At 55.0% G+C, this 20,011-nt stretch carries 11 protein-coding genes; all 11 read right to left on the bottom strand.

From position 1 onward, the window contains the following. Positions 1-169: 169 nt before the first annotated feature. The 11 genes from FFI61_RS17115 to FFI61_RS17065 are packed head-to-tail and all read right to left on the bottom strand — an operon-like array spanning position 170 to position 20,007. Positions 170-3,910 (bottom strand): DNA/RNA non-specific endonuclease, encoded by a 3,741-nt coding sequence (locus FFI61_RS17115; RefSeq protein ID WP_200371853.1) that lies wholly within the window; start codon positions 3,908-3,910, stop codon positions 170-172. Positions 3,911-3,919: 9 nt separating this feature from the next. Next, positions 3,920-6,028, bottom strand: coding sequence for an ATP-binding protein (locus FFI61_RS17110; RefSeq protein ID WP_200371852.1), 2,109 nt, complete (start codon positions 6,026-6,028; stop codon positions 3,920-3,922). Positions 6,029-6,041: 13 nt separating this feature from the next. Beyond that, the gene (locus FFI61_RS17105) at positions 6,042-6,719 is read right to left on the bottom strand and encodes a carboxypeptidase-like regulatory domain-containing protein (protein WP_200205034.1); all 678 of its coding nucleotides are present in this window, start codon (positions 6,717-6,719) and stop codon (positions 6,042-6,044) included. Between the two features lie 21 nt (positions 6,720-6,740). Continuing rightward, entirely contained in the window at positions 6,741-7,331 is a 591-nt protein-coding gene (locus tag FFI61_RS17100) for a DUF4255 domain-containing protein (protein ID WP_200371851.1), read from the bottom strand. After that, on the bottom strand, positions 7,328-8,854 hold the full coding sequence (locus FFI61_RS17095; RefSeq protein WP_200371850.1) for a hypothetical protein: 1,527 nt from the start codon (positions 8,852-8,854) through the stop codon (positions 7,328-7,330). Before FFI61_RS17095 ends, FFI61_RS17100 begins: the two co-directional genes overlap by 4 nt. Positions 8,855-8,860: 6 nt before the next feature. Then, on the bottom strand, positions 8,861-12,388 hold the full coding sequence (locus FFI61_RS17090) for a hypothetical protein (RefSeq protein WP_200371849.1): 3,528 nt from the start codon (positions 12,386-12,388) through the stop codon (positions 8,861-8,863). A gap of 10 nt (positions 12,389-12,398) precedes the next feature. Beyond that, positions 12,399-14,114, bottom strand: coding sequence for a hypothetical protein (locus FFI61_RS17085; protein WP_200371848.1), 1,716 nt, complete (start codon positions 14,112-14,114; stop codon positions 12,399-12,401). A gap of 21 nt (positions 14,115-14,135) precedes the next feature. Continuing rightward, the gene (locus tag FFI61_RS17080; RefSeq protein WP_200371847.1) at positions 14,136-15,050 is read right to left on the bottom strand and encodes a hypothetical protein; all 915 of its coding nucleotides are present in this window, start codon (positions 15,048-15,050) and stop codon (positions 14,136-14,138) included. 15 nt (positions 15,051-15,065) lie between these two features. Continuing rightward, complete coding sequence (locus FFI61_RS17075; RefSeq protein ID WP_200371846.1) at positions 15,066-17,417, bottom strand: phage tail protein; 2,352 nt, start codon at positions 17,415-17,417, stop codon at positions 15,066-15,068. Positions 17,418-17,424: 7 nt separating this feature from the next. Next, complete coding sequence (locus FFI61_RS17070) at positions 17,425-19,602, bottom strand: baseplate J/gp47 family protein (protein ID WP_200371845.1); 2,178 nt, start codon at positions 19,600-19,602, stop codon at positions 17,425-17,427. A gap of 12 nt (positions 19,603-19,614) precedes the next feature. Further along, entirely contained in the window at positions 19,615-20,007 is a 393-nt protein-coding gene (locus FFI61_RS17065) for a GPW/gp25 family protein (protein WP_200205042.1), read from the bottom strand. Positions 20,008-20,011 lie beyond the last annotated feature (4 nt).

Raw genomic sequence — 20,011 nt, 5'->3', positions numbered from 1 at the left:
GTTTGCGTAACCTTCTGCCCGGGATCGCTTGGTTTGCCTCTTCACCGACCGACTAAGGGAACGGGATCAGCGTGTTGCTGCCCTCCAGTCGTCGCGCACCGCAGCATTGCATCTTTGAATATAGCATGTCTTGGCAGTACGTAAACTGTTTGCCGGGTAGGCAGGCTTATCAGGATTCGTTGCCCAGGGCTTTAATTCTTTCAATAATATTTCCAGCAAGTCTGTCTATGGTGGTGAGTGCACTTTTTTCCGCCGTGGTAAGCCCGGTGAGAACATCAGGGCCGGGTTCCCAATAAATCTTTAACAAAACTCTTGCCCTTTCATCTCCAATGCCACTCACCATCGCAGCCTCCTTGACCTTATCCTTACTGGAGCCCCGTGCACGGGCACCGGCAATAGCCGAGCTGATTAGCGCATTGCGCCTATAGGTGCGGCTGCCGGTTTGTTCATTAATAGTAGCGTCACCGTCAATTTGTCTTGCCTGGATTACATTCCTGCGGTCGGCAACATTTCTGTCTGAAGGAGATGCCTCGAAATAATCCGTATTTGCTTCGACATTGGCCATGGAGTTCGGATTTTCCCGGTCGCTTTCAGCCGGCAGTGTGTACCTGGAAATTATCGTGGTTTCGACCTTATTAACCTGTTTGTTGTCCAGGGTAATAATTGCTGCTTCGCAGATCATGTGGCAGTTGATAAAATTGAGTGTTTTGTTCTCTTGCGGGTGGCTAAGAACAGGATCGCCAAGAGTTTCCAGGCTCACTCGGTAATTTACCCAGTAGCGCTTTATATTGACCCAGTCTTTTACTTTGTTTTCAATCTGATCACGGTGCGCCATATTGGCCTGGTGGGTGATCGGAAACAGGTTCATGTCTGAGCCTTCGCCTCCGAGCTGCCCATTCAGGAGATGTCCGCGTATGTAGCGTCGATCGCCAGCCAGATTCGTGGGGGTTGTGGTAAGTTTGTTCATAAGCGAGTGGATACCATTGGCATCACTGCCGGAAGGGTGGTCCGGTCCCAGCTCAGCTTCCATTAGTACGCCCACGGTGTGCCCCATCACCGACTCTGTTCCGTACCTTATCCGGGTTTGCTTGCCTCCCAGGCCCAGCCCGGTTGCCTCAATTGTTTCCAGAACATCCAACTCGGGGTTGATTGCCAGCTCCACAGCCGTGTTATCACCTTTTTCAACAAAGCGGATCCGGTTTAGCTGGTAACGTTGGCGAATTTTTGCAAAGTAGCGGGTTTTAAGATCTTCTGAATCCTCCGCCTGCCGGAACGCTAGCTTCAATACTTTACTGGCCGCCTGCAGATCCTCGTGCTGCTGCGCGGTTGTTCTTGGCATAGGCACTGGGGGCTCATCCAGGCTGGCAAGGTTCGGCGAGGCGGGATGCCGGGTTCGCTGTTGGGGAGGTGTCTCTGTCTCCGCAACTGAGTTCTCGCTGCTGGCTGTCTGCTCACTTTCCGGGTTAGCTTGCTCGGTCTGTCCCTGTAACTCGCGCTGAGTCAGGGCTTGCTGCTCCCGGTGTTGGTCCTCACTAGGTCGGCCACCACCGCGCGCGGAGGGGCGGCCGGGGAGTCTGGGTGAGCCCTCGGCCTGGTTTGCAAGCTGGTCAGGTAGCTCACTGTCGCTGCCGGGCTGCCGGGCAGGACCACTCCATTCTGCGCGATTTCTCATGGCGTCCCGAGCGCCAGAGGAGGGCGGGCCATCCTTGGGCATGGCATCCTGAATCAATTGATCGGCATTTGGTATATCGCCGGTTTCCACTTCCAGGCTCGGGGGTTCGGGGTTAGAGAAGTTGTAACTGAGCCTGGCTTGCAAGGCCAGGGTTGGCCCTAAATCCCAGACCCATTCCGCCAGCTCCCATTCGTTCTCCCATACAGTAACCCATAGGGCCTCGATTTCCGCCCAGGCATTGAGACCCAGTTTGAATTTAGCGGCACCGGCGAGGGTGGCGGTGCCGTTAATCATGTAATCACCATTCTCATAGGCCAACTCTGGAACTACGGAAATGGCTCCATAAATACCAGCAGTGGCCATGCCCTCGATCCCACCAGTGAGGGAGCCCAGGACGACATCCAGCCCCAGGCCTGCACCAATTCCCAAGTAGGCTTCCGCAAATGCCGGGATATAAAGCTCGCCGGTTACCGAGAAGGATGGAAGCTCTTCTTCGCCGATAGTGTATTCACCCGCAACGACTATGTTGCGCAGCTCACCAGGGCCTATGCCGGCTCTCATTCCTGCGCGTATACGGATAACTGCAACCAGTATCGCCCACAGGGGAATATTCTGGCTGTGACTGAACAGCTCTTTTTCCAGCCGCTTTTCAGGAAATAGTTCAACGGGATCCGGTACGCGAATCTCACCACGGGTATCGATGGTTCCTTCCGGGTTTATGGTAAGGGCCAGGGTACCTTCAAGGTTTGGGGCAATCTTTGCAGTTACGTCGCCTCCACCGTGCACATTGAGGCTTCCATCTTCATCCTGAGCAACCCCGAGAGTTACGGTTCCATGCAACCGGTTATTGTCCACGCTGAAATCGACCTGCTGTTCCGCAGACCAAAGGCCTTCGCGGTAAGTGATATGCAGGCGCGTGCCAATACCAGGTAGTGCTTCGCTGTCTACCTCTATGTCAGCTTCGCCTTCCAGTTGGCCATTACTGAGAGAGATCAGAACAGTAGCGGATTCCAGCCCGGGCAGGTCGGTAAGTTCTACGTTCGCAGAGATTCGTGTGCTTCCGTTTTCATAGGCGGCAGAAAATTCGCCCCGGCCTACGCTTGCCAGGGTAATAACAGCCTTGCCACTGAAGCTTAATTCCCCGGATTCATTGAGGCTTCCGGCAATTTCGCTGGACTCAATGGGCAGGCCCTCGGGAAAATCATTTGCAGCAAGCTGAAACCCACCATGAAATCTGCCCTGGTTGTTGAACCCGATGCTACCAGTAGCTTGAGAAAGGCCGGGAATAGCCACATTAAATTCGCCACTACCCTCCGCATGATCGCCGTTGAACCTTCCGTTCAGGGTGGCATCACCCAATTCACGGTAACGGAGGTTTACCCCCGCGATGTCGCCGGAAAGCTGCTGGTTTCGGTAGGCCAAAGTAACGGTGCCCTCTGCAATAGAAAGGCCAGGTATGGGGGGCTCCAGCCGCGATGCCGGCAGCGATACGCTGCCGGCCAGATCACCTGCTTCATCAATACCAAGCTCTGCCCGAATACCGGCTAGCAGTGGCTGGGTGACTAGTGCATGGCCGCCACCGGCCAAACGACCGCTTTCGGTAAAACGCATATTGACCTGGCCGGAGCCCAAGCCTTCATATTCCAGATCAAAGTTAAGATTGCCGTTGAGCTTTCCTTGGGTCAGTTCAATCCGGCCGCTGCCAGTGACAGAGAGATTTCTCATGCGCGCCGGAACCAGACTTGCTCCCGAAATGTCCACAGCGGCAGACAATTCACGGTTTTCATCCAGGGATAGTGTCAGTGTGGGGTTGTTCAGCGCAGGTAACTGGGCAGCGGCGGTGATTTCACCTCTGAGGCTTGCGAGGCCGCTGTTGTCGAGTGCCAGTGTTGCTCTGCCGGATTCCATGAAAGGAACTGAAAGTTTGGCCTCCAGCTGCCCACTGTTACGGCGGCTGTTGTACCTGAATGCTTGTAGGTGCAATCCCGGAATACCCAAGTTCAGGGTGGTTAGATCAGCACTTAGCTGGTTCTCGCCCTCAATGGTGTCGGCACTGATGCGGATGCCGCGCCCCAGCCCAACCATAAAACTGCCATCTTCCATCAGGCCAGTAACCGCGGCATTGCTGGCACCTTGCTCTGCACTCTGTGGTTGCTGGGCCGCAGGCACCGTTTGAGTATGAGTGCCTGGGGTAGGGCGCTGCACCTGAGTGTTGACTGTAGTAGGAGGCTGGCTCATGGTTTGGTCTCATTGCCTTAATCGACTGTAGTAAGGGCCGAACAGGGTCTTGGTCAGGGGCTTGCCCAGTTTGCTGTATTCCCTTGCAATGGCCTGAACCAGGTGGTCCATACCTATAGGCTGCTGTTCTCCAGCTGCATAACAGCCGGCCAGCAACAGAATGCTTTTGATGTTGGCTCCGGTAAGCTCGAACTGATGACCCAGAAAAGGCAGATCCAGATTCTCTCTTGTTGGGGCTGAGGTTGTGAGCAGTTGCCGCCATATTGTCTCCCGCTCCTTCGGCCCGGGTAGGGGGAAATCCACCACTACCTGTATGCGTCGCATGAATGCTTCATCAATGTTCTGCGCCAGGTTTGAGGCGAGTATGCACACTCCGGTATGGGCCTCGATTTTTTGCAGCAAATAGCTGGTTTCGATATTGGCATAGCGATCGTGGGCGTCTTTCACTTCGGAGCGTTTGCCGAACAAGGCATCCGCCTCATCAAAGAAGAGCACCACATCGGCTCGGGTAGCATTGTCAAAAATTCTCTGAAGGTTTTTTTCGGTTTCGCCGATGTATTTGCTGACTACCGTGGCCAGGTCGATACGGAAAAGCTCAAGCCCCAGCGATCGGGCAATCACGCCCGCCGCAAGAGTTTTCCCTGTCCCTGAGGGACCTACAAACAGAGCGCTTAACCCGGGCTGCTGATCAAATAGTTGCTCCATACCCCAATTCTGCAATACCTGCTGCTGATAGCTTGCCCGGAGAATCAATTCTTCAAGTAGTTTCTTGCTTGCAGAAGGCAGTACCAGTTGTTCCCAGGTCTGCCCGCACTTCATGCGCTGGGCACCACTGGACATGGTTTCTGCAGCTGCAGCTTTGCACATTGCTTTGAGATCCAAGGCACCCATAGTGGGGTCGAGTCTGAGGGAATTGCCTAACCGTTGGCTAACATCTGCAATACGGGCAGGTGTCAGCCGGTATGTCAGGGCAAGATCTCGAATCATCCCGTCATACTGGTGTGCCACCCAGTAATCGGGAAGGTGCTGTTGCCAAGCCAGCTCGCGAATGCCGGGGGTAGCTGAAGGAAGGGCTATTTCTACTGCTGATGAAATTGCCGGAAACGCACCGGGATTTTCCGTTTGCAGCACAAGGTTATCGGAAATGGTTTGCAACAGGCTCGACTGCTGTTCGCCAGAAAGCTGTTCAGCCGTTGGCACGCTTAAAAGACTACCCCGTAGCAGTTGCTCGCGCCGAAGGTAAATGAGCTTTTCGCGCCAGTCCGGGTTTCTTGCCAATTCCGCTGTTCGCAACCGCAGTAAGTTCTGACCGCGTTTGCGTGCCAGCCAAAGCTCATGATCCTGGCCCGGCTCGCCGGTTAAGTGTAAAGGTGGCATGGGCTGACTGCTTTTAAGGTGACGAATCACCGAGTGCAGAGCCTCAGGCAGTGGCGGGCGAACACGGGGCTGGGGATAGGGTAAAACCTCTAATAATCCCGACAACTCCCGGTCGACAGTATCGCGGCCCAATAAAAAGTCGACAATGCGGTCATCCAGTTTAAGGGGGCGTTCAAGGAGTGGCCGGTTTGGCTCCCCCATGGAAATGACTTTGTGTTCGAGCAGTGGCGCCTCAGCAGACAGCATGGCTCGAATATTCACTGCCGTGTGGTTGGATTGGGGGAGATCAGAAAGGTGTGCTACTAGCCCGGGTGTTAAATAACGTCGCTGAACATCGTCCTGCAGGAATGCCCATACACGATTGAAACGAGGGTCGGTCTCGCCGGCCAGCAGGTAAAGGACCAGGTCTGATTCCTGCTGCCCAAGGCCAAGAGATTCGGCAAGTGCCTGGGGAGGCAGCTTTCGCGCGGTGGCTCGGGTTTTGAGAATGATGTTCTGGCGCAAGTGGCGAATGCTTTGCGGAGTTGCTGGTGGCCTTTCTACAGTTTTGAGTTGTGTCAGCGTGCGGTTGATGTCTTCATCGTTAAGAAACAGGCCAAGAAAACCTTCACGGTTGTGGTCACCCCTTACTGCTCGAAATTGGGCAACAGCCTGCTCCATCTGCAGGGTGATAAGTTCCAGAACGTCCGTGAGGTAGTCCAGATCATTCTGGTAGCCGGCCAACTGCTCGTGTTGCGTCATGGTGGTTCCCGGTTTACTGGAACGTGAAACGGTGACTGTTCACCGGTCGCTGGTAATCAAGAACCAGGGTTTGGTTCACATCATTGTTGCCGTCGCTCAGAGTCACTGTGACTTCTCCTGCCAGGGGAAGATTATCGATGATGAAGAACCCCCGCTCGTCGGTAGTCACAGTCGGCCTTGGTTCTGGCGCAGACACGGTTACGCTGGCATGGGCCAGGGGTGTGTCCGGGTCGCCGTCCTTAAGCACCTGGCCGGCAAGCCGAAGAGGCAAGGGTGAGATTTGTACATCCAGATCCTCAAAGGGGCCTGCGACCCGCGTTACTTCCTCTTCTGCTCCTGCCAGTTCAAGGGTTGAACGCATGCTGGTCAATTGCTCAGAGCCCAGCTCGAAGCTGTGGCTAAGGGGCTGGAATCCAGGGGCGTTTATGTCCAACCGGAATTGCATATCAGGCGCTGGGGATCGACCTCCGAATACCGAGCCTCCGCTGGCGGAGAAACAGAAATACCCATCTGCAGTCAATTTGAGATATAGCCTGGACAGTTTGTAATCGGCGGGGCTGGCGGCGCCTTCCGGAACAGGGCGGTACCAAAGCTTAACCATGAGGCCCTGGGGCACAGCTTGCCCACTTATCAGGTTACGTATGCGGCCGCTGATGATGGCTTGCGAGACGATCACTTGGGTGTTGCTCATTGCTCCATCCTTTGTTCCGGGCTATTTTTGGCCCAGCACAGTGTAAGTTTCGCGAACGGGCCCATACTGCTGTGGACTGCGATGCGAGTCGATTGCCACGCCGTCTACCCGCAGAAAGGAGGCCAGTCGCATGGGCTGATTGAAGGCATTCCAAAGCTGCGTAATTTGCTCCATTGGAATATCTTCGGGTATGACCCGTATCTGATCCTGCTCCCGGCCAAAACTGCTATCCAGCGGTTCGCCGCCAACCGATTTCAGCACCGGGTGGTCGTGAAAGTGCTGGAGAATACGGCCCACCATCAACTGATTGTTGATTTCGTTATCTACCGGCAGCATCAGATACCTTAGCTGCACAGGCAGTGGTGGGAACTTTTCCTCGCCTGCTCCGGAGCGCAGTGGCATGGGGTTGCGCTGTCTTTGTTGCTGGCTGATGTTGTAAAGGTAAAGGCATACAACCACCTGGTTGTTGAGATTTTCTCCCGGCGCTGCGAAGACAATATTGCTGGCGGCACCGGTTACCGAAAATTGGGTACCTGGGGCCTCGCTCAGTGCAACGAAAATTTGTTGGCGTATTTCTTTGCTGACCCGCTCAATAATGGTGTAGTTGCTCAATTTACTGCTCCCTGCAGGTGCGGAAAATCGTCAAAATGGAAGGTCACTACTGTCCCCAGCCAGGGTAGCCATCCGGGATTGAAGTCCAGTCCCGCCAGCCGAAGCTCCAGGCGTACCTGACTGTTGTCCAGATACAGATCAAAATGCCCGGGGGTATAGCTGAACTCTGCCGGGGCCCGGATTAAGGACGGAACCCATAGGTCTTCCGGGCTTAACCATTGCGCTGTGAGTGACAGGATTTCTTCCCTGTAAGGAAGAGGGGGCAATGCCCCCAGAGCAGTTACCGTATCGAGACCCAGGCGCTCGGCCAGAAATTCGCAAAGTGCGTCGCCGGAGTCCAGATCAAGCTCGCATCCAAGTTGATAGAGCCAGTACCAGCCGTTAGGAGCTATTTGCCATGCTTTCTCAATCAGAGCTTGTATGGGCGGGCGGTTAAGTACATTGAGCAGATAAAGCACACCGCCCATCTTGGTATACACTCTGTTGGTCTCTATACCCTGGCTTGAATTCTGTTCAGCAACTGAGGCTGGTATGTCGCTATGGTGAACTGATAGGTTTTTGGCCTCTCCATCGATGATCCGGCCCGCAGGGTTTGCAAGTGGTTCCGCGGGGTGCAGAAAAACGGTTGCGGATCTTTTCAGCTTGGGGGTTGAGTGCTCATGATCGACGTTTATAGATTGCTCCGGCGCGTCGGTATTCCGGTTTGGGGTTGCAACAGCTGGACGAAAGGCGCGATTTTCGTGGTTTGGTTCAGATACAGGAGCTTTTGTGCTGGTGCTAATCGGAACCCATCGCCGCAGAATTTCATCCAGGGTTTCATTCGGGGCGGTTTGTAAGGCCAGGCTTGTATATTCCGAAGCCAGTATCAATGCCGCAAGTCTGGCTCGACTGTCGGTATGGGGCCAGGTGGCGAATACAGATTGCCATCGTTTCCCCCCGGCTGACGATATCTTTAGTTCAAATTCGCCAGTCGTCGCCGTCGAGATTATTTTGCTGAAGCGGTTAGGGGATACGTTCAGCTCATGGGCGAAAGAATAAAAAATTTCCAGGGCGTTCGCCGGGCTGAGCTTCTGCCAGAGTGTCAAAAGGTTGCCTTCAACTGCCAGCTGGTGACAGATTGCGGCTAGTTGCTGCGGATGTTCTTGTATCATTCTCTGAGCTGCGTCACCTGGGGCCATTTGCCAGAATCGGGACCAGCGCTGCCAGTACCAGCGGTCTTGCGCCAAGCCTTTGCATATATCTCCAATCAGAGCTGCAAGCAATGCCGCCAAACAGGGGAACCGCACCACATCCGAAGGGTCACCCTTGTTGATCAGTCGCTGAGTGCGTTCCATTAATTCGTCAGCGAGATAATTGGTGCTTGCTGTAGCATGAACCTCACGAACCAGCACCCAACTACCATCCGATGGTGCAGGCCAGTTACCAGCTTGCAAACGGGACTGCAAACTGCTTAGGGTACCCCGGGGCCCACGCACTGTCAGTCTGTGGATATGAGTGGTGTCGGGTTGCTGGTGCAAGCTCATGCCCTGTTACCTCCGCACCTTGCCGGTAACCTTGGACCGGGTGCTGATATGGATATCTTTCTGCAGGACCCGGGAGATTCGGACTTCGGTGCTGTCCGCAACCTGATCTTCCACAGTCAATATAGCTGTCACCCTTTGCATTTCATCCAGTAGCTGGAGTTCCATGCCGGGCAGGGGAGCCCGGTTCAGGCGTACCTTGAGCCGTTCACCGAGACGAACAAGTCGCGGTGGTGCGGTCACCGCGCCTCGAATAATGTCTTCGGGATCTCCCAAAGAAGCCACAATCAGCGTTGCGCGGATCATGTTTTCCATGGCCTGTCGACTGTTCGGCGATGGCTCATCGGTCAGTTGCCGGAACCACCAGTCGACCAGCTCGGAGAGGGTCCTTACCCGGTTGAAATCTTCCTGCTCTGCACGCTCAAGGCCCGGCCAGCGGTTTACATCTGCTGCCGGCAGACGGTCGTCTTCTGCCAACTGTCCCCAGGTCAGACGCAAGGAACCGGAAAGCCCTCGCAGGTGCTGTAACAGGCAGCGCTGTGCCAGTTCCAGGTCATCGCGTAGCGTCTCTGCTGCTTTTCGCAGAGCGCCGGACTGGATGTTGCTAACATCATCCAGTGCCAGTATTTTTGCGGTCTCTTTCTGCTCTTGCCGAAGGCTGTTGGACTTGGCGGGTATAAAACCTTGCGACCAGTTGATGAGCAGAGCCTGATTGCTCATGCGCAAGGATCCCATTCGGGATTCAAGAATTGCAGGCAGATTGCCTCTTTTAGTGTTTTGCCGTTTGCTATCAAACCGAACCTTCCGGAACCGGTCAGCAAAAGACATCTTCCAGCCTGGCTGTATCTGGGGGATCAAATGCTTCAGTGCTCCCCAGTCTGCAAGGGGAATTTCCGTCACCGCATCCATAAAGCCGGCAAGAGTCTCGGGTAGCTCCAACAGGTTCTCCGGATTGCAGGCAGGCATCTTGTCGTTGCCCTGTCTGAAGCGGAGTTGCAGAGGGTCGGCCGGAGGCAGAGAGGTCTCGGCGCTGCGAACACGAACATAATAGAGCCCGCGTATACCAGTGGTCAGTATGCGGGTACGCTCCTCATTTCGAGCCTGAACCCGTTCCCAGTCCTCCATTAACAGTTGCTGGGCAACGCTGTAATCCCCTTTGCATTCATCCAGTGTTTGAGACAGATTGTCCAGTTGTTCGCGGGCAATGCGTATGCTGGCTGAAAGTTTCTTCGCTTCAGCTTCCATGCGGGTGAGTTGGCTTATTTTTGCCTCCCGCCGTCGCTCCAGATTGTTGAAACGGGATTCCGTACCTTTTATCCAACCGGTTAATGCCTTGCCCGCATCCAGCAGAGCATCGTACTGGTCTTTTATGATGTCTTTAACATCGTCTTTGTTCAGGTCCAGTTTTCCCGGGTCGATGAGTTTGTCGGCTTTGAGCAGCTTATAGATACTGTTGGCATCCCCCTTTGCCAGCTGCTGATGGGCAAGAGTGCTCAGTTCCAGTAATTTGGCGTGATTTTTCTGATACTGAGCCGTAGCCGGGCTGGCATCTTCCATTACCGTGAACCCGGAGACAGATGACGGGAATGCCTGTTTCACCACAGGTATGGCACCCGCCAGCGGAGCCAATGGTTGGCCGTGGGTCTGTGCCATAATTTCAAAGGTTGAGGTGTTATCTGGATTCTTGCGGAGCAACCTGTCTTTTTGGGCCGTTGCTTGTTTTACTGCGCTTCTTTCAAGTAGCTCCATAGAGGCATTTTTGAACGCACCACTTTGCTGATACTTTTTTATTTGTTGAGTGATTCGTTGGGTGTTCTGAGCAGTGGTGGCGAGGCTGTAGGTATCAGGGGTCAGAGCGTAGCTATACTGCAAGGTGCCTTTCCCCTTCGTTGCGTTGTCGCCAGGCGCCACGCCGTTTGCCAAAGCAGACATGGAGGCAGACTGAACATCCAGTTGCTGTCGTTGCAGCAGCAAAAAGTCCCGCAGGCGCCCACCCCGGCTGGTTAAGTCGCGAATCTGATTGCGCGTTTCTTCGATATCCACCAACAAGGCGGCATAGCGAACCACGAGCCCATCGTCTTTCGGCTTCGCGGGCTCAGGGGACTGGTTTTCACTGTCGCCTTCGTGGCCAAGCCATGCCTTGTAATCCTCAGGTCCGTCTGGACCTTCTTGTCCGAATTGATCATATGGGTAGACGGGAGCTTCCGGGCTACCTTTGGCGTTGTTTCTGAGTTCTGTGAAAAATAATTTGGGTGCTACTGGTGGACCATCGGGCTTGGGCAAGCCCAGGTCGCCGAGCTTGGAGGGGTCGTGGATGATAGGCTCCAATTCCCCCTCCTCCTCGCTGGTGTCACCTGACGGCTGGTGGCTGGGCAAAATCACAATGTAGTACAGCCGATAGAACTGGGATTTCCAATGCATCCAGGCTTTGTGGGCGTGCATGTGATAGCGGAACAGATCATCTTCCAGGCGTTTGTCAGTGGGCGGAATGTCCAGTAAGTCGGGCCGGTAATCGGCAGCCTTTAAAGCCAGCAATAATCTTAGCCGTTCCCCTCGGGGTGTGTGCAGGCTGATGGGCGGACCAGGAAGGTTGCGGAGGATCAAATCCGGTATTCGGGCTTCCGGCACCGGTACCATATCTACAGCCAAGTGTGCTGGAAGCCAGTCGAGCTTTGCCTCCCCCGTGTTCGGATTACGCAACCAACTAACAGGAAACTGGCCGGCTGAAGGCAGGTAATCCAGAGCCAGGTTCTCTCTCAGGAATGCATGCTGATCGTCCGATTCCGCCAGCTCACGGGCTGCAAAGCGTTCCATTGCACGGTTTATGGCTGTGCTGGTCTGTTCCAGAAGTACGCGGTAACCGCTGTTCGGGATTGCTCGGTATCGGCCTGTGGCGGGCGACACCCAGCGCACTGGTGATTCTTCACTTGCCCCTGGATCGATGCATACAACTGCCAGTGGAATCGAGTCTGGATGTTCGTGCAGAAGGGCGGCTGTTACACCGGTACTTGCTACCCTGTTTTCGATCAGCGAGCGTGGTTGGTCCCGGGCTGAAATGCCCTTGATAGCAAGCCGGCGCAGGGCGAGGGTGGTCACGGTGATTAGCTGGGCATCACGGGTAGGATCAAACTCCGAACGCTGGCACGGCTCAACCTGCGGGCTGTCTACATGTCGCAGTGACTGGCTCAAGGTAAGGTAATACACCCCGGTTGCATCGCCCGTTGCCAGAGGCTCCAGATATTGGTCGATCAGCGCCTGCCAACTGGTTTTCAGTTCAGAGTAAAGGTGAATGGTTTTACCGTTCCCCGCCACAGCAAGGCCGGGCGTAATGGTCAGGCTATCCAACGATTCATCGGCCAGGGTAAGACCATTAACGATTCCGGGGTGGCAGTGCACAAGCAACTGGGATAACCGAGCGTCTGCCCATGCTTGCTGGCGGTCAAGCTCCTGTTCCCCAAGGTGCCGGCCGGGGAACATGTGAATTCGTTCCAGCCTGTGGTCACTGCGAACAGGGCGATTCAGGGTGATCAGTGTCATGGTGGCATCCTCAGCGCAGGGCATTCAGTCGCTCTTTCCATTGGGCCAGCAAACCATCCGCAAGGCCAAGGTCTGTTCCAGCGGTAATAACTTGCTTGGCGGTGTTCCTTATCTCCGGTTCTGCGCTTATTAAAAGTTCGCGTAGTTTGAGCAGATTGCCACGCTGCTGTGCTTGCTCCAGGGTTTGCCAAATAACCGGGTTGTAGTGCGCTTCCACGCACAGCAGTATGTCGAGCACCGCACCAATGGCCTTCGGTTCTCTTGGCAGAATATCGGCAAGCACCTTTATGGCTCTTTTTCCTTCTTCACTGTTTGCTTGTCGTATTTTTGCAAGCGAATGCACGTTCACCATGCGCAGAAATACTGTGTGCTCATCCTCTATCGCAGGTGGTAGTCGAGGTTCCGCGGTACCACCATCAGATGCATCGGGCAGGGAGTCAGGATCGGAACCTTTTGCAAGAACAATTGCGCTGATACCTGTTTCTGCAACTCTGACCGCCCGGCGAACATAAAGCAGGTTGTCACTATCTGTTCGTTTCCAGATATCGGCCCAAACACTGGCATCGGTATCAAGAGCGTGGGATGCGCGGGTTCGGTATAGCCTTAAAGCCAACGGATCCGGATGTAAAAATTGTCTTTCAATGTTCGGTGTCTCAGATACCAGTTGCCTGGACAAGGTTTGGTAATCTGCATCGGAAAGCGGTGCCAATACCATGATGCCGAGATTGGCGTCCCTGGTAAGATCAATTGGTGGAAGCGCCATTGACTCCCGCCGGATGAGATCAAGGTCTGCCGTCCTGACAGGCGTGACAGAAACATCGAATGATTCCGGGAAATAGTTTTGCAGGCCAATTTCAGGGTCCAAGGTGTTTTTCGGCAGTCGGCCAGCAGGAGGAATGACCTGAAAATAGTCTGAGGCCGCAAAGGGCTGTGCCAGCCCGCCTGCTGCACGATACTCCGTAATATCGTTCAGTAGTGACTGGTACTGACGGTAAAGATCCTCTTGCAGGTCATCATGGTCTGGTTCCGGGCGGACCGGGTGTCTTAACAGTTCGCTGTCGACCCATTGGGGTGTGTCGTTGGTGATAGACAACAAGCCGAGAGCCACTGAATCTTCGGGTATAACGCTGCTGGCAAGTTTATTGTCCAGCAACTCTGCCATCAGCCGGGCCCTTAACCGCAGGGTATCCGTGGCGGGTAACGGAAGGGGCAGTGGAACCAGACCCAGCTGGACCGATTCAGTTACCAAAGCATAGTCCGAGCCCCGGCGGCTTTTCAGGTCTGTAGGGAACACCTCGGCAATATCCGTGGGTACGTCTACATAGCGCAAAACCACGGCATAGAGACCGCGATTTAAATGGGTATGCTGGCCTTGGTTGAGCTGTGATATCAGGCCCCTGTCTCCCGGGTTTACCGTCATTCTGGTACCAAGATGCAATACTCTCCCCGCGGGTGTCATGGCATTGCCGGGTTCAACAATAAGACGGTAAGGATTGGAGCTGAAGCTTAACTCCAACCCCCTGATGATGCCGCTGCCCAGGGCTTTGCCAACTTCCCGCAGCCGTTGATCCAGGTATATCTGGTCGCGTTCCAGGTCTTCTGCTGTCAACAGACGGCCATCGAAGTAATGGGTTCGTGTCATCCGCGGATCAATGTCCGCCAGTGTCTGCAGGTTGTCGCCTCCGGCAATAGGATCGCCGAGTGGCTGAAAGAGTATGTCGCTCATAACCGCTCCTTGTTAAGCCTGTTATCCGTTACTATTCTGGCTGCCGAGCCAGGCAAGCTGGCTGGCAGTTGCCAGAAATGGGCGGACAAGATTGTTGATATGAATCAGACCCGGATTAACCACGGTATTCAGCGGATCGGAGGTTTCGATACGAATACGGGCAAGCAGAAGACGAGCGCCATTTTCCAGTTCATGGGCCAGGTTGCGTGTAGACAGCCCACTATCTTCCAGCGAGTGAAGCAGTTGAGCATGCAGGGCCAACTGCCTGCCGGCTATTGCGTTGCTGGCCTGCAAGTCGGTTAACGTCTGTTGTTCATCACCAGACAGTGTTGGCAGTTCATCCTGTATCGGGTTGTGGCTTCCCCAAGGCTTAAATCGGCCATCCGGTGAGCCAGGAGGTAATTCCGGAATCAGTTCCAGTTCAACGCTGTCGGCCGTCCGGCTGGGTTGAACCGCATCACTGCCCGCATTTATTCTTCGGGTAAGAACCGGTTGCCGGGCGATCGGGCAGTCCTTGTGGCGCACGGTTACTTTAAGCCACAGCTCACCGGCGTCGCTGTCGTAACCTTCAAGTAATCGTTCATTGGGCTGAGCCGCAAGCCACTGTGCAAGCCGAATGCAGTGACTTTCGTGCATCATGACTTCCCGGCCAAGACCGTCTATGCCTGTTCCAGGGCTCACCCTAAGCTGCAGGCCGGTTAAACTGTCTGCAGTGTTATCGTGGGTGCCGGGAGTCATGGTCACACGCATGCCTGCCAGGGTGCCGTAACCGTTCAGCCAGTATTGATGCCGTGTGAGCCGGCGGCGGTGATAAGCCTGCTCGTCTCTTGTGGCCTCAAGCCCCAGCATCATACCGGCCTCATAGGCAACCCGGCGCAGCGGCTCCGCCAACTGATCGTCCTGTTCGAGTGTGGGCAAGTCCTCAGCACTACTCATGTGGCCTCCTTGTTATCAGGTTCTGGCGTGGACATCAGCAGGGGAAAACGCTGCAGGGTTATGCAGCACGCCCTCTCGTCCAAGCCAGGTATTATCAAGTTCTATCGGTCGTACTGCGGGCCGGTTTTGCATAAAAGTGTCTACTTGCAGCAGGGGAGAGGTGCCCAGAACAAATGGTTGCTCGCTCTCTACAAATTGCCATTGGACATGGGCGGGCATACTGTCGGAAAGGATGTCGCTGACCTGAGTGCGAAGCAGTATCCCGGGCCCGTTCAATACAACACTCACCTTGTGGCCGTATTCCTGGAAGAAGGTTTCTACGGCCTGGTTTTCATCTTCTTCTTCCGCCAACTCTGGCGCGAACAGAGAAAGAAATTCCCGGGCCTTGATGTCGGCAAGAATCAGGCTCTCACCGACAATGCTATTGCCGCTCATACCGGTACCAAGGGTCAGAGGGTGATCTTTGTCGTCCATGTTTCGGCCAAGAATGGTGGCCATGGTGCGACGCAGCCTGAAATTCTCTACCAGCACTATTTCGCCGCGGCTGACCGCTCCGTCGCAGGCTATGTCCAGAGCCAGGTTTGTAGCTGCGAGGGTTCCCTTGTATTGCTGCATAACCGTTGCGTGCTTTAACCAGCGGCGTTGGCGCTCCAGTGGCCAGTGACCGGGAAGCTCTGCGCCTATGGCGCCTGACAACCAGTGCAGGTGTTGTGCGGGCGCGGAATCCGGGTGTACTAACTGTTCGCAGGCAGCGATGCGACCCTCCAGAGGGGTCAACATGCCTTCAAAACTGGCTAACAGGCGTTCGCGAACATCAGCACCATTGGCAGGCCCGGTACTTGCTCCATCACTACGACGCTTTTCCTGTTGGTATAGCTCAGGAAAGTAACGTTGTTGGTATGAAAAGCGTGGGTGGTAAATGCGCAACGCATGCAGCGCGGGTGTCTGTCGCGCTGTTCCTCTGAAGTGCACCTGCAGCTGTAAATAACGCCCCCGGAGTTCCCGTACTTCTCCATCTGGTGCCTGCAACAGGATTTCGAACAGCCCTCGTCGCCCAGGTTCGTGCCCGGACAACGCAGGCTGGAAAGGCAATTCGGAAGGCAAGCTGTTCCACGTGGGCATTGGCTGATCGAGAAGCGCAGTTGAAGTGCGATCGTCTGGATGGTCATACACACGTACAGAGAGCCGGAGGCTGCAGCCCACAGGAATACAGGCGTCAAGGTACGCCCTGTGCCAGAGGGTATCCGGGTGTCCGGAATCAAGTGTGTGAGCCAGCAGGGCACTGGACTCACTTTCATAGCAAACCTGGCGCAGAGGGTGGAGTTCCCGGGGGCGCACGGGGCTTGCCTCAAATCCTGGGCCCGAAGAGGCCTGATAGCGGAGTTTTCCATCGGCACTGGTCACAAAACGGGGTATGGCTTGGGACAACATCGGATAGCGTTCACGAACTAACTGCGCCCTGTGGTTACCGTGCTCATTGTCCCGTTGCAGCGTGAGTACAGGGCAATCCCGGTTTGCATAATCCTTGTCGTCATCTTCCCTTGGTGCCAGGGCTGCCAGCCGCCCGTCTCTGGTAACGGCGAGGTCTATACACAGGGGAAGTTGCTCATCCATCCCGTACTGGAGCCATGAAATATCCGGGCTCAATGTTAATGGGCGGGCGAATACCGATTGCACGTTGTCTGCTCTTGTGCCCAGGACGTACAGGTTCTCGTCATCGCCGCAAAGTGCCAGTGTGTGTTCAGTTTCAGGCAGTGCCTGTTGCCAGGACATTGATAGCTGGTCCGGATTGATTGTTTCTGGTTCGAAGCGGCCAGGTTGCGGATTATAGGGCAGAGATAATGGCTCACCTGCGCACAGCATGAGTTGGCTGGCACCAAGGCACCAGGAACGATTCTCTGGATCCAGCCAGACCCGGTGTGCTTTTTCCGGTAGTGAACATTGCGCTTGCCAGCGTTTTCCCAGATGAAACAGCGTTAGCCCGTGCAGGTTCTCTCCGTTGCTCCATGGCAATGCCAGCAGGCCTTCCCGATTCAGATTCATGTCGAGGTACTGACAGCCATCTGGTGGTGATACCTCATCCAGTTGGGCGTCTCTCAATGGCATGTCGCCATGGCCGCTGTTGAACAATACCCGGGTGCGATCATCTGACAGGTATGCAATCTGGCCAAAACTATCCTGTGCCATCGGCGTGGCTGACTTCCATACTTCCATGGCTGTGTCGGGCATTATTACTGGAATGCGCAAAGCTTGATTTTGTGCGAGGGTCAGCGCCTGGCGTAGTGGGTGCCACTGCAGTCGAGCCGAGGCATTCGAAAACTCATCGGCGGTGCGTAGCAGAAAATACCGGGTGCTATTAATGTCCATATTTCACCTAGCAAAGATCCGGAATAACCGGGACGGCAATGCCTTGAACAGATACCGCCTGTTCGCCCGATGCAGGGCCTATGCCGTCGGGTAGTTTCAGAGAGCCTGCCCCGCTTTCGATTCGAACACCGAGCAATTCCGGTAGCTGGTAATCTGACAGTGCGAGCTGCTCTCCCTCATCCAACGGTTGCCACGGAGCTTTTTCGTCAGGCCGGGTGTAAAGCGCGAGTCCATGCCAGGATTGAACCCCGTTTACCCGCGCAACCTGGGTTGCAAGCTCGTTGGCACTCACTGCCCGCCCCATGGGCCAACCCTCACCGTCAGCGCCGCCAGGTGCGAGAGGCCACAAATACCGAATAAGCGCATCGCGAATATTCTGGAGAGTTTGCTGTTCCGTTTGCCGGTCTCTGACTTCGACTCGCACAGAAACCGCCACCGGAATAAACTCGGGACTCAGCACATTCAGTTCCGTGCCGATGGTAATACGCTCAAGCAGATACCCGAATACATCCTTGAGTAAACCGCGGGTGGGCCGCGGAGTGGATCCGAGGGCGGGCGCCAGTGGTGGAAGCACGAATACGCTAATTGCACCTGGTACATTTCTGCGCACGGCGTGAATGCTGCCGCCTGGAAGAAAACCCGCAATGATTTCTGCGCGGGCAACCGGATTAACAGGATTGCCCTCGGTAATTACTTTGAAATCTGCAGCCGTAACGGCACGATTGCGGTGGGTTAAAAACTTAGGGATGCGTTTCTCCGCTTGTTCGACGGTTTCTGCATCCCGCCCCCCGGTTAATGGCCACAGGTGCCTTACGCGCAAGCTGCTGTTTCCGACAATTTCCTTTATGGACCCTGCTGGAAGGTTGGTTTCCTGGCCGCCGCCGTAACGGTATTCGAGAGCACGAACCCGGACCCCGGCAGATACCCTTTTGCCAGCGGAGACACCATCACCAAAATACACATAGCCCGTTTGCGGATTTAGCCTGTACACCCTTGCTTCCGGGGACTGTCCGGCGAGGAAATCTTGCTGCTCCCAGGTTCGCCAATGACCATTTTCCTCTACTTGCAACTGAATTGAGGCGGCATCAACCTGATTGTCTGGCAAGACGATCACCTGGTCAGGCATACCGGTCCCCATGCCGACTATCTGATTGGTTCGGAGGCCTTGGGCAACAACATCGACCCCGTTGAGATCCAAATAACCCAGCGCCAACCCGGGCTCATCCGGGCATCGCAAGCGCAACCAGAAAGCGGTGCGAGCAGACTCTTCCGGATCTTCCAGGGCTGGGGGCAAATCCTGAAACCCGGTGAACATCGGATCTGCATCGGTAAAGCTCTGCAGCAGGTGCGGGTTACGTGGAATTCTCAAGCGAACAACACCAGCCAGGCGTCCACCACCGGAACTGTCGGCAATTATTTCCAAAGGGAGAAAACGCGTTCTGCCATCGTTGCCTTGATTTACCAACTCCCAAACCAGAGTCCGGGGTGCAATGCTGTCGACCAGATCGTCGGGCTGATCATCAGCGGGAGCTATTGCAATGTTGATAACGATGCCAGCCAGGTTGTCTCTGAGAACGCTGAGTTGGCCTGCGAGAGCTTTTGGGGCGACGCAGGCTACGTAAAGCGCTTGATCGAGACTGTCAGCCAATGCCAGAGTTTCCCGACCCACGCTGAACTGGCGGGGGCGAAAAGGGGTAGGCTCTTGCCCATCGGCCAGACCGAACTGTTCTTTCAAGTCTCGGGGCGTGATGCCTAATTCGCCCAAAGCTTCCGGCCCAATAACCTCTTTTATCAATACTCTGCTGCTCAGGTTTGTGGGCTGCAACTCTCCACTTGCGGTCAGAAACTGTTTGCCGCCTCTCAGTTGGGCACCATCTCGCACAAGAGCAGGCAAGCTTGCACTGCCTGGTGCACTGTCGATGCACACAACGCCCGTGGCAGCCTTAGCGGGGCGCACGGGTACCTGAAGCAGATTCAGAAAGGCTCGCCGTTGGCGTTCTGGAATGAGATTTGCCCGGTAGAGAATAGTTTCGGTAAACCACGCAAAAAGATCAGTGATTGTGTGTATCGGATCACCGGGGCTGATCTGGGTAAGTTCCGGAAGGTGGGCACCAAGACGCTCTCTGGCTTCCTTAACCAAGTCGTCAAAGCGTCTGTCATCCAGATTGGGAACAGGTAATGGCATAGACAGTCCTCTTTATGCTCCCAGATTGAGCGTGAAACCGAGTTCCGCCATATCCCGGCGATGTTTCAGCCGGTAACGGATATTTATGTGTACATCCGAAAGTCGCTCAGCACCGCCCGGCTGCACCAGCACTTGATCTACGACCACTCTGGGCTCAAGCAGTGCAAGATTCTTGCGCACTACACCGGCAATCAGATTACGTGTCGTTTCGTTATTGGGCTGGTGTACAAAATCAGGTAATCCAGCGCCGAAAGTGGGCTTTTGGATGCGCTCTCCCTGGCGAGTCAGGAGGATATTCAGCATCACCTCGCGGATGCTGGTATCATCTTTGGCCCAGTCGAGTTGGCCATTTTCATCAATGCCGCCCAGAGGCCAACTCTGTATGTTAGGTGTAGGTGCCTGCATAGTC

The organism is Marinobacter sp. DY40_1A1, from assembly GCF_016597815.1.
GTDB classification, from domain to species: Bacteria; Pseudomonadota; Gammaproteobacteria; order Pseudomonadales; family Oleiphilaceae; genus Marinobacter; species Marinobacter xiaoshiensis.
Note: the sequence above shows the minus strand (reverse complement) of the source record. Positions and strands in the feature narration are given on the sequence as shown.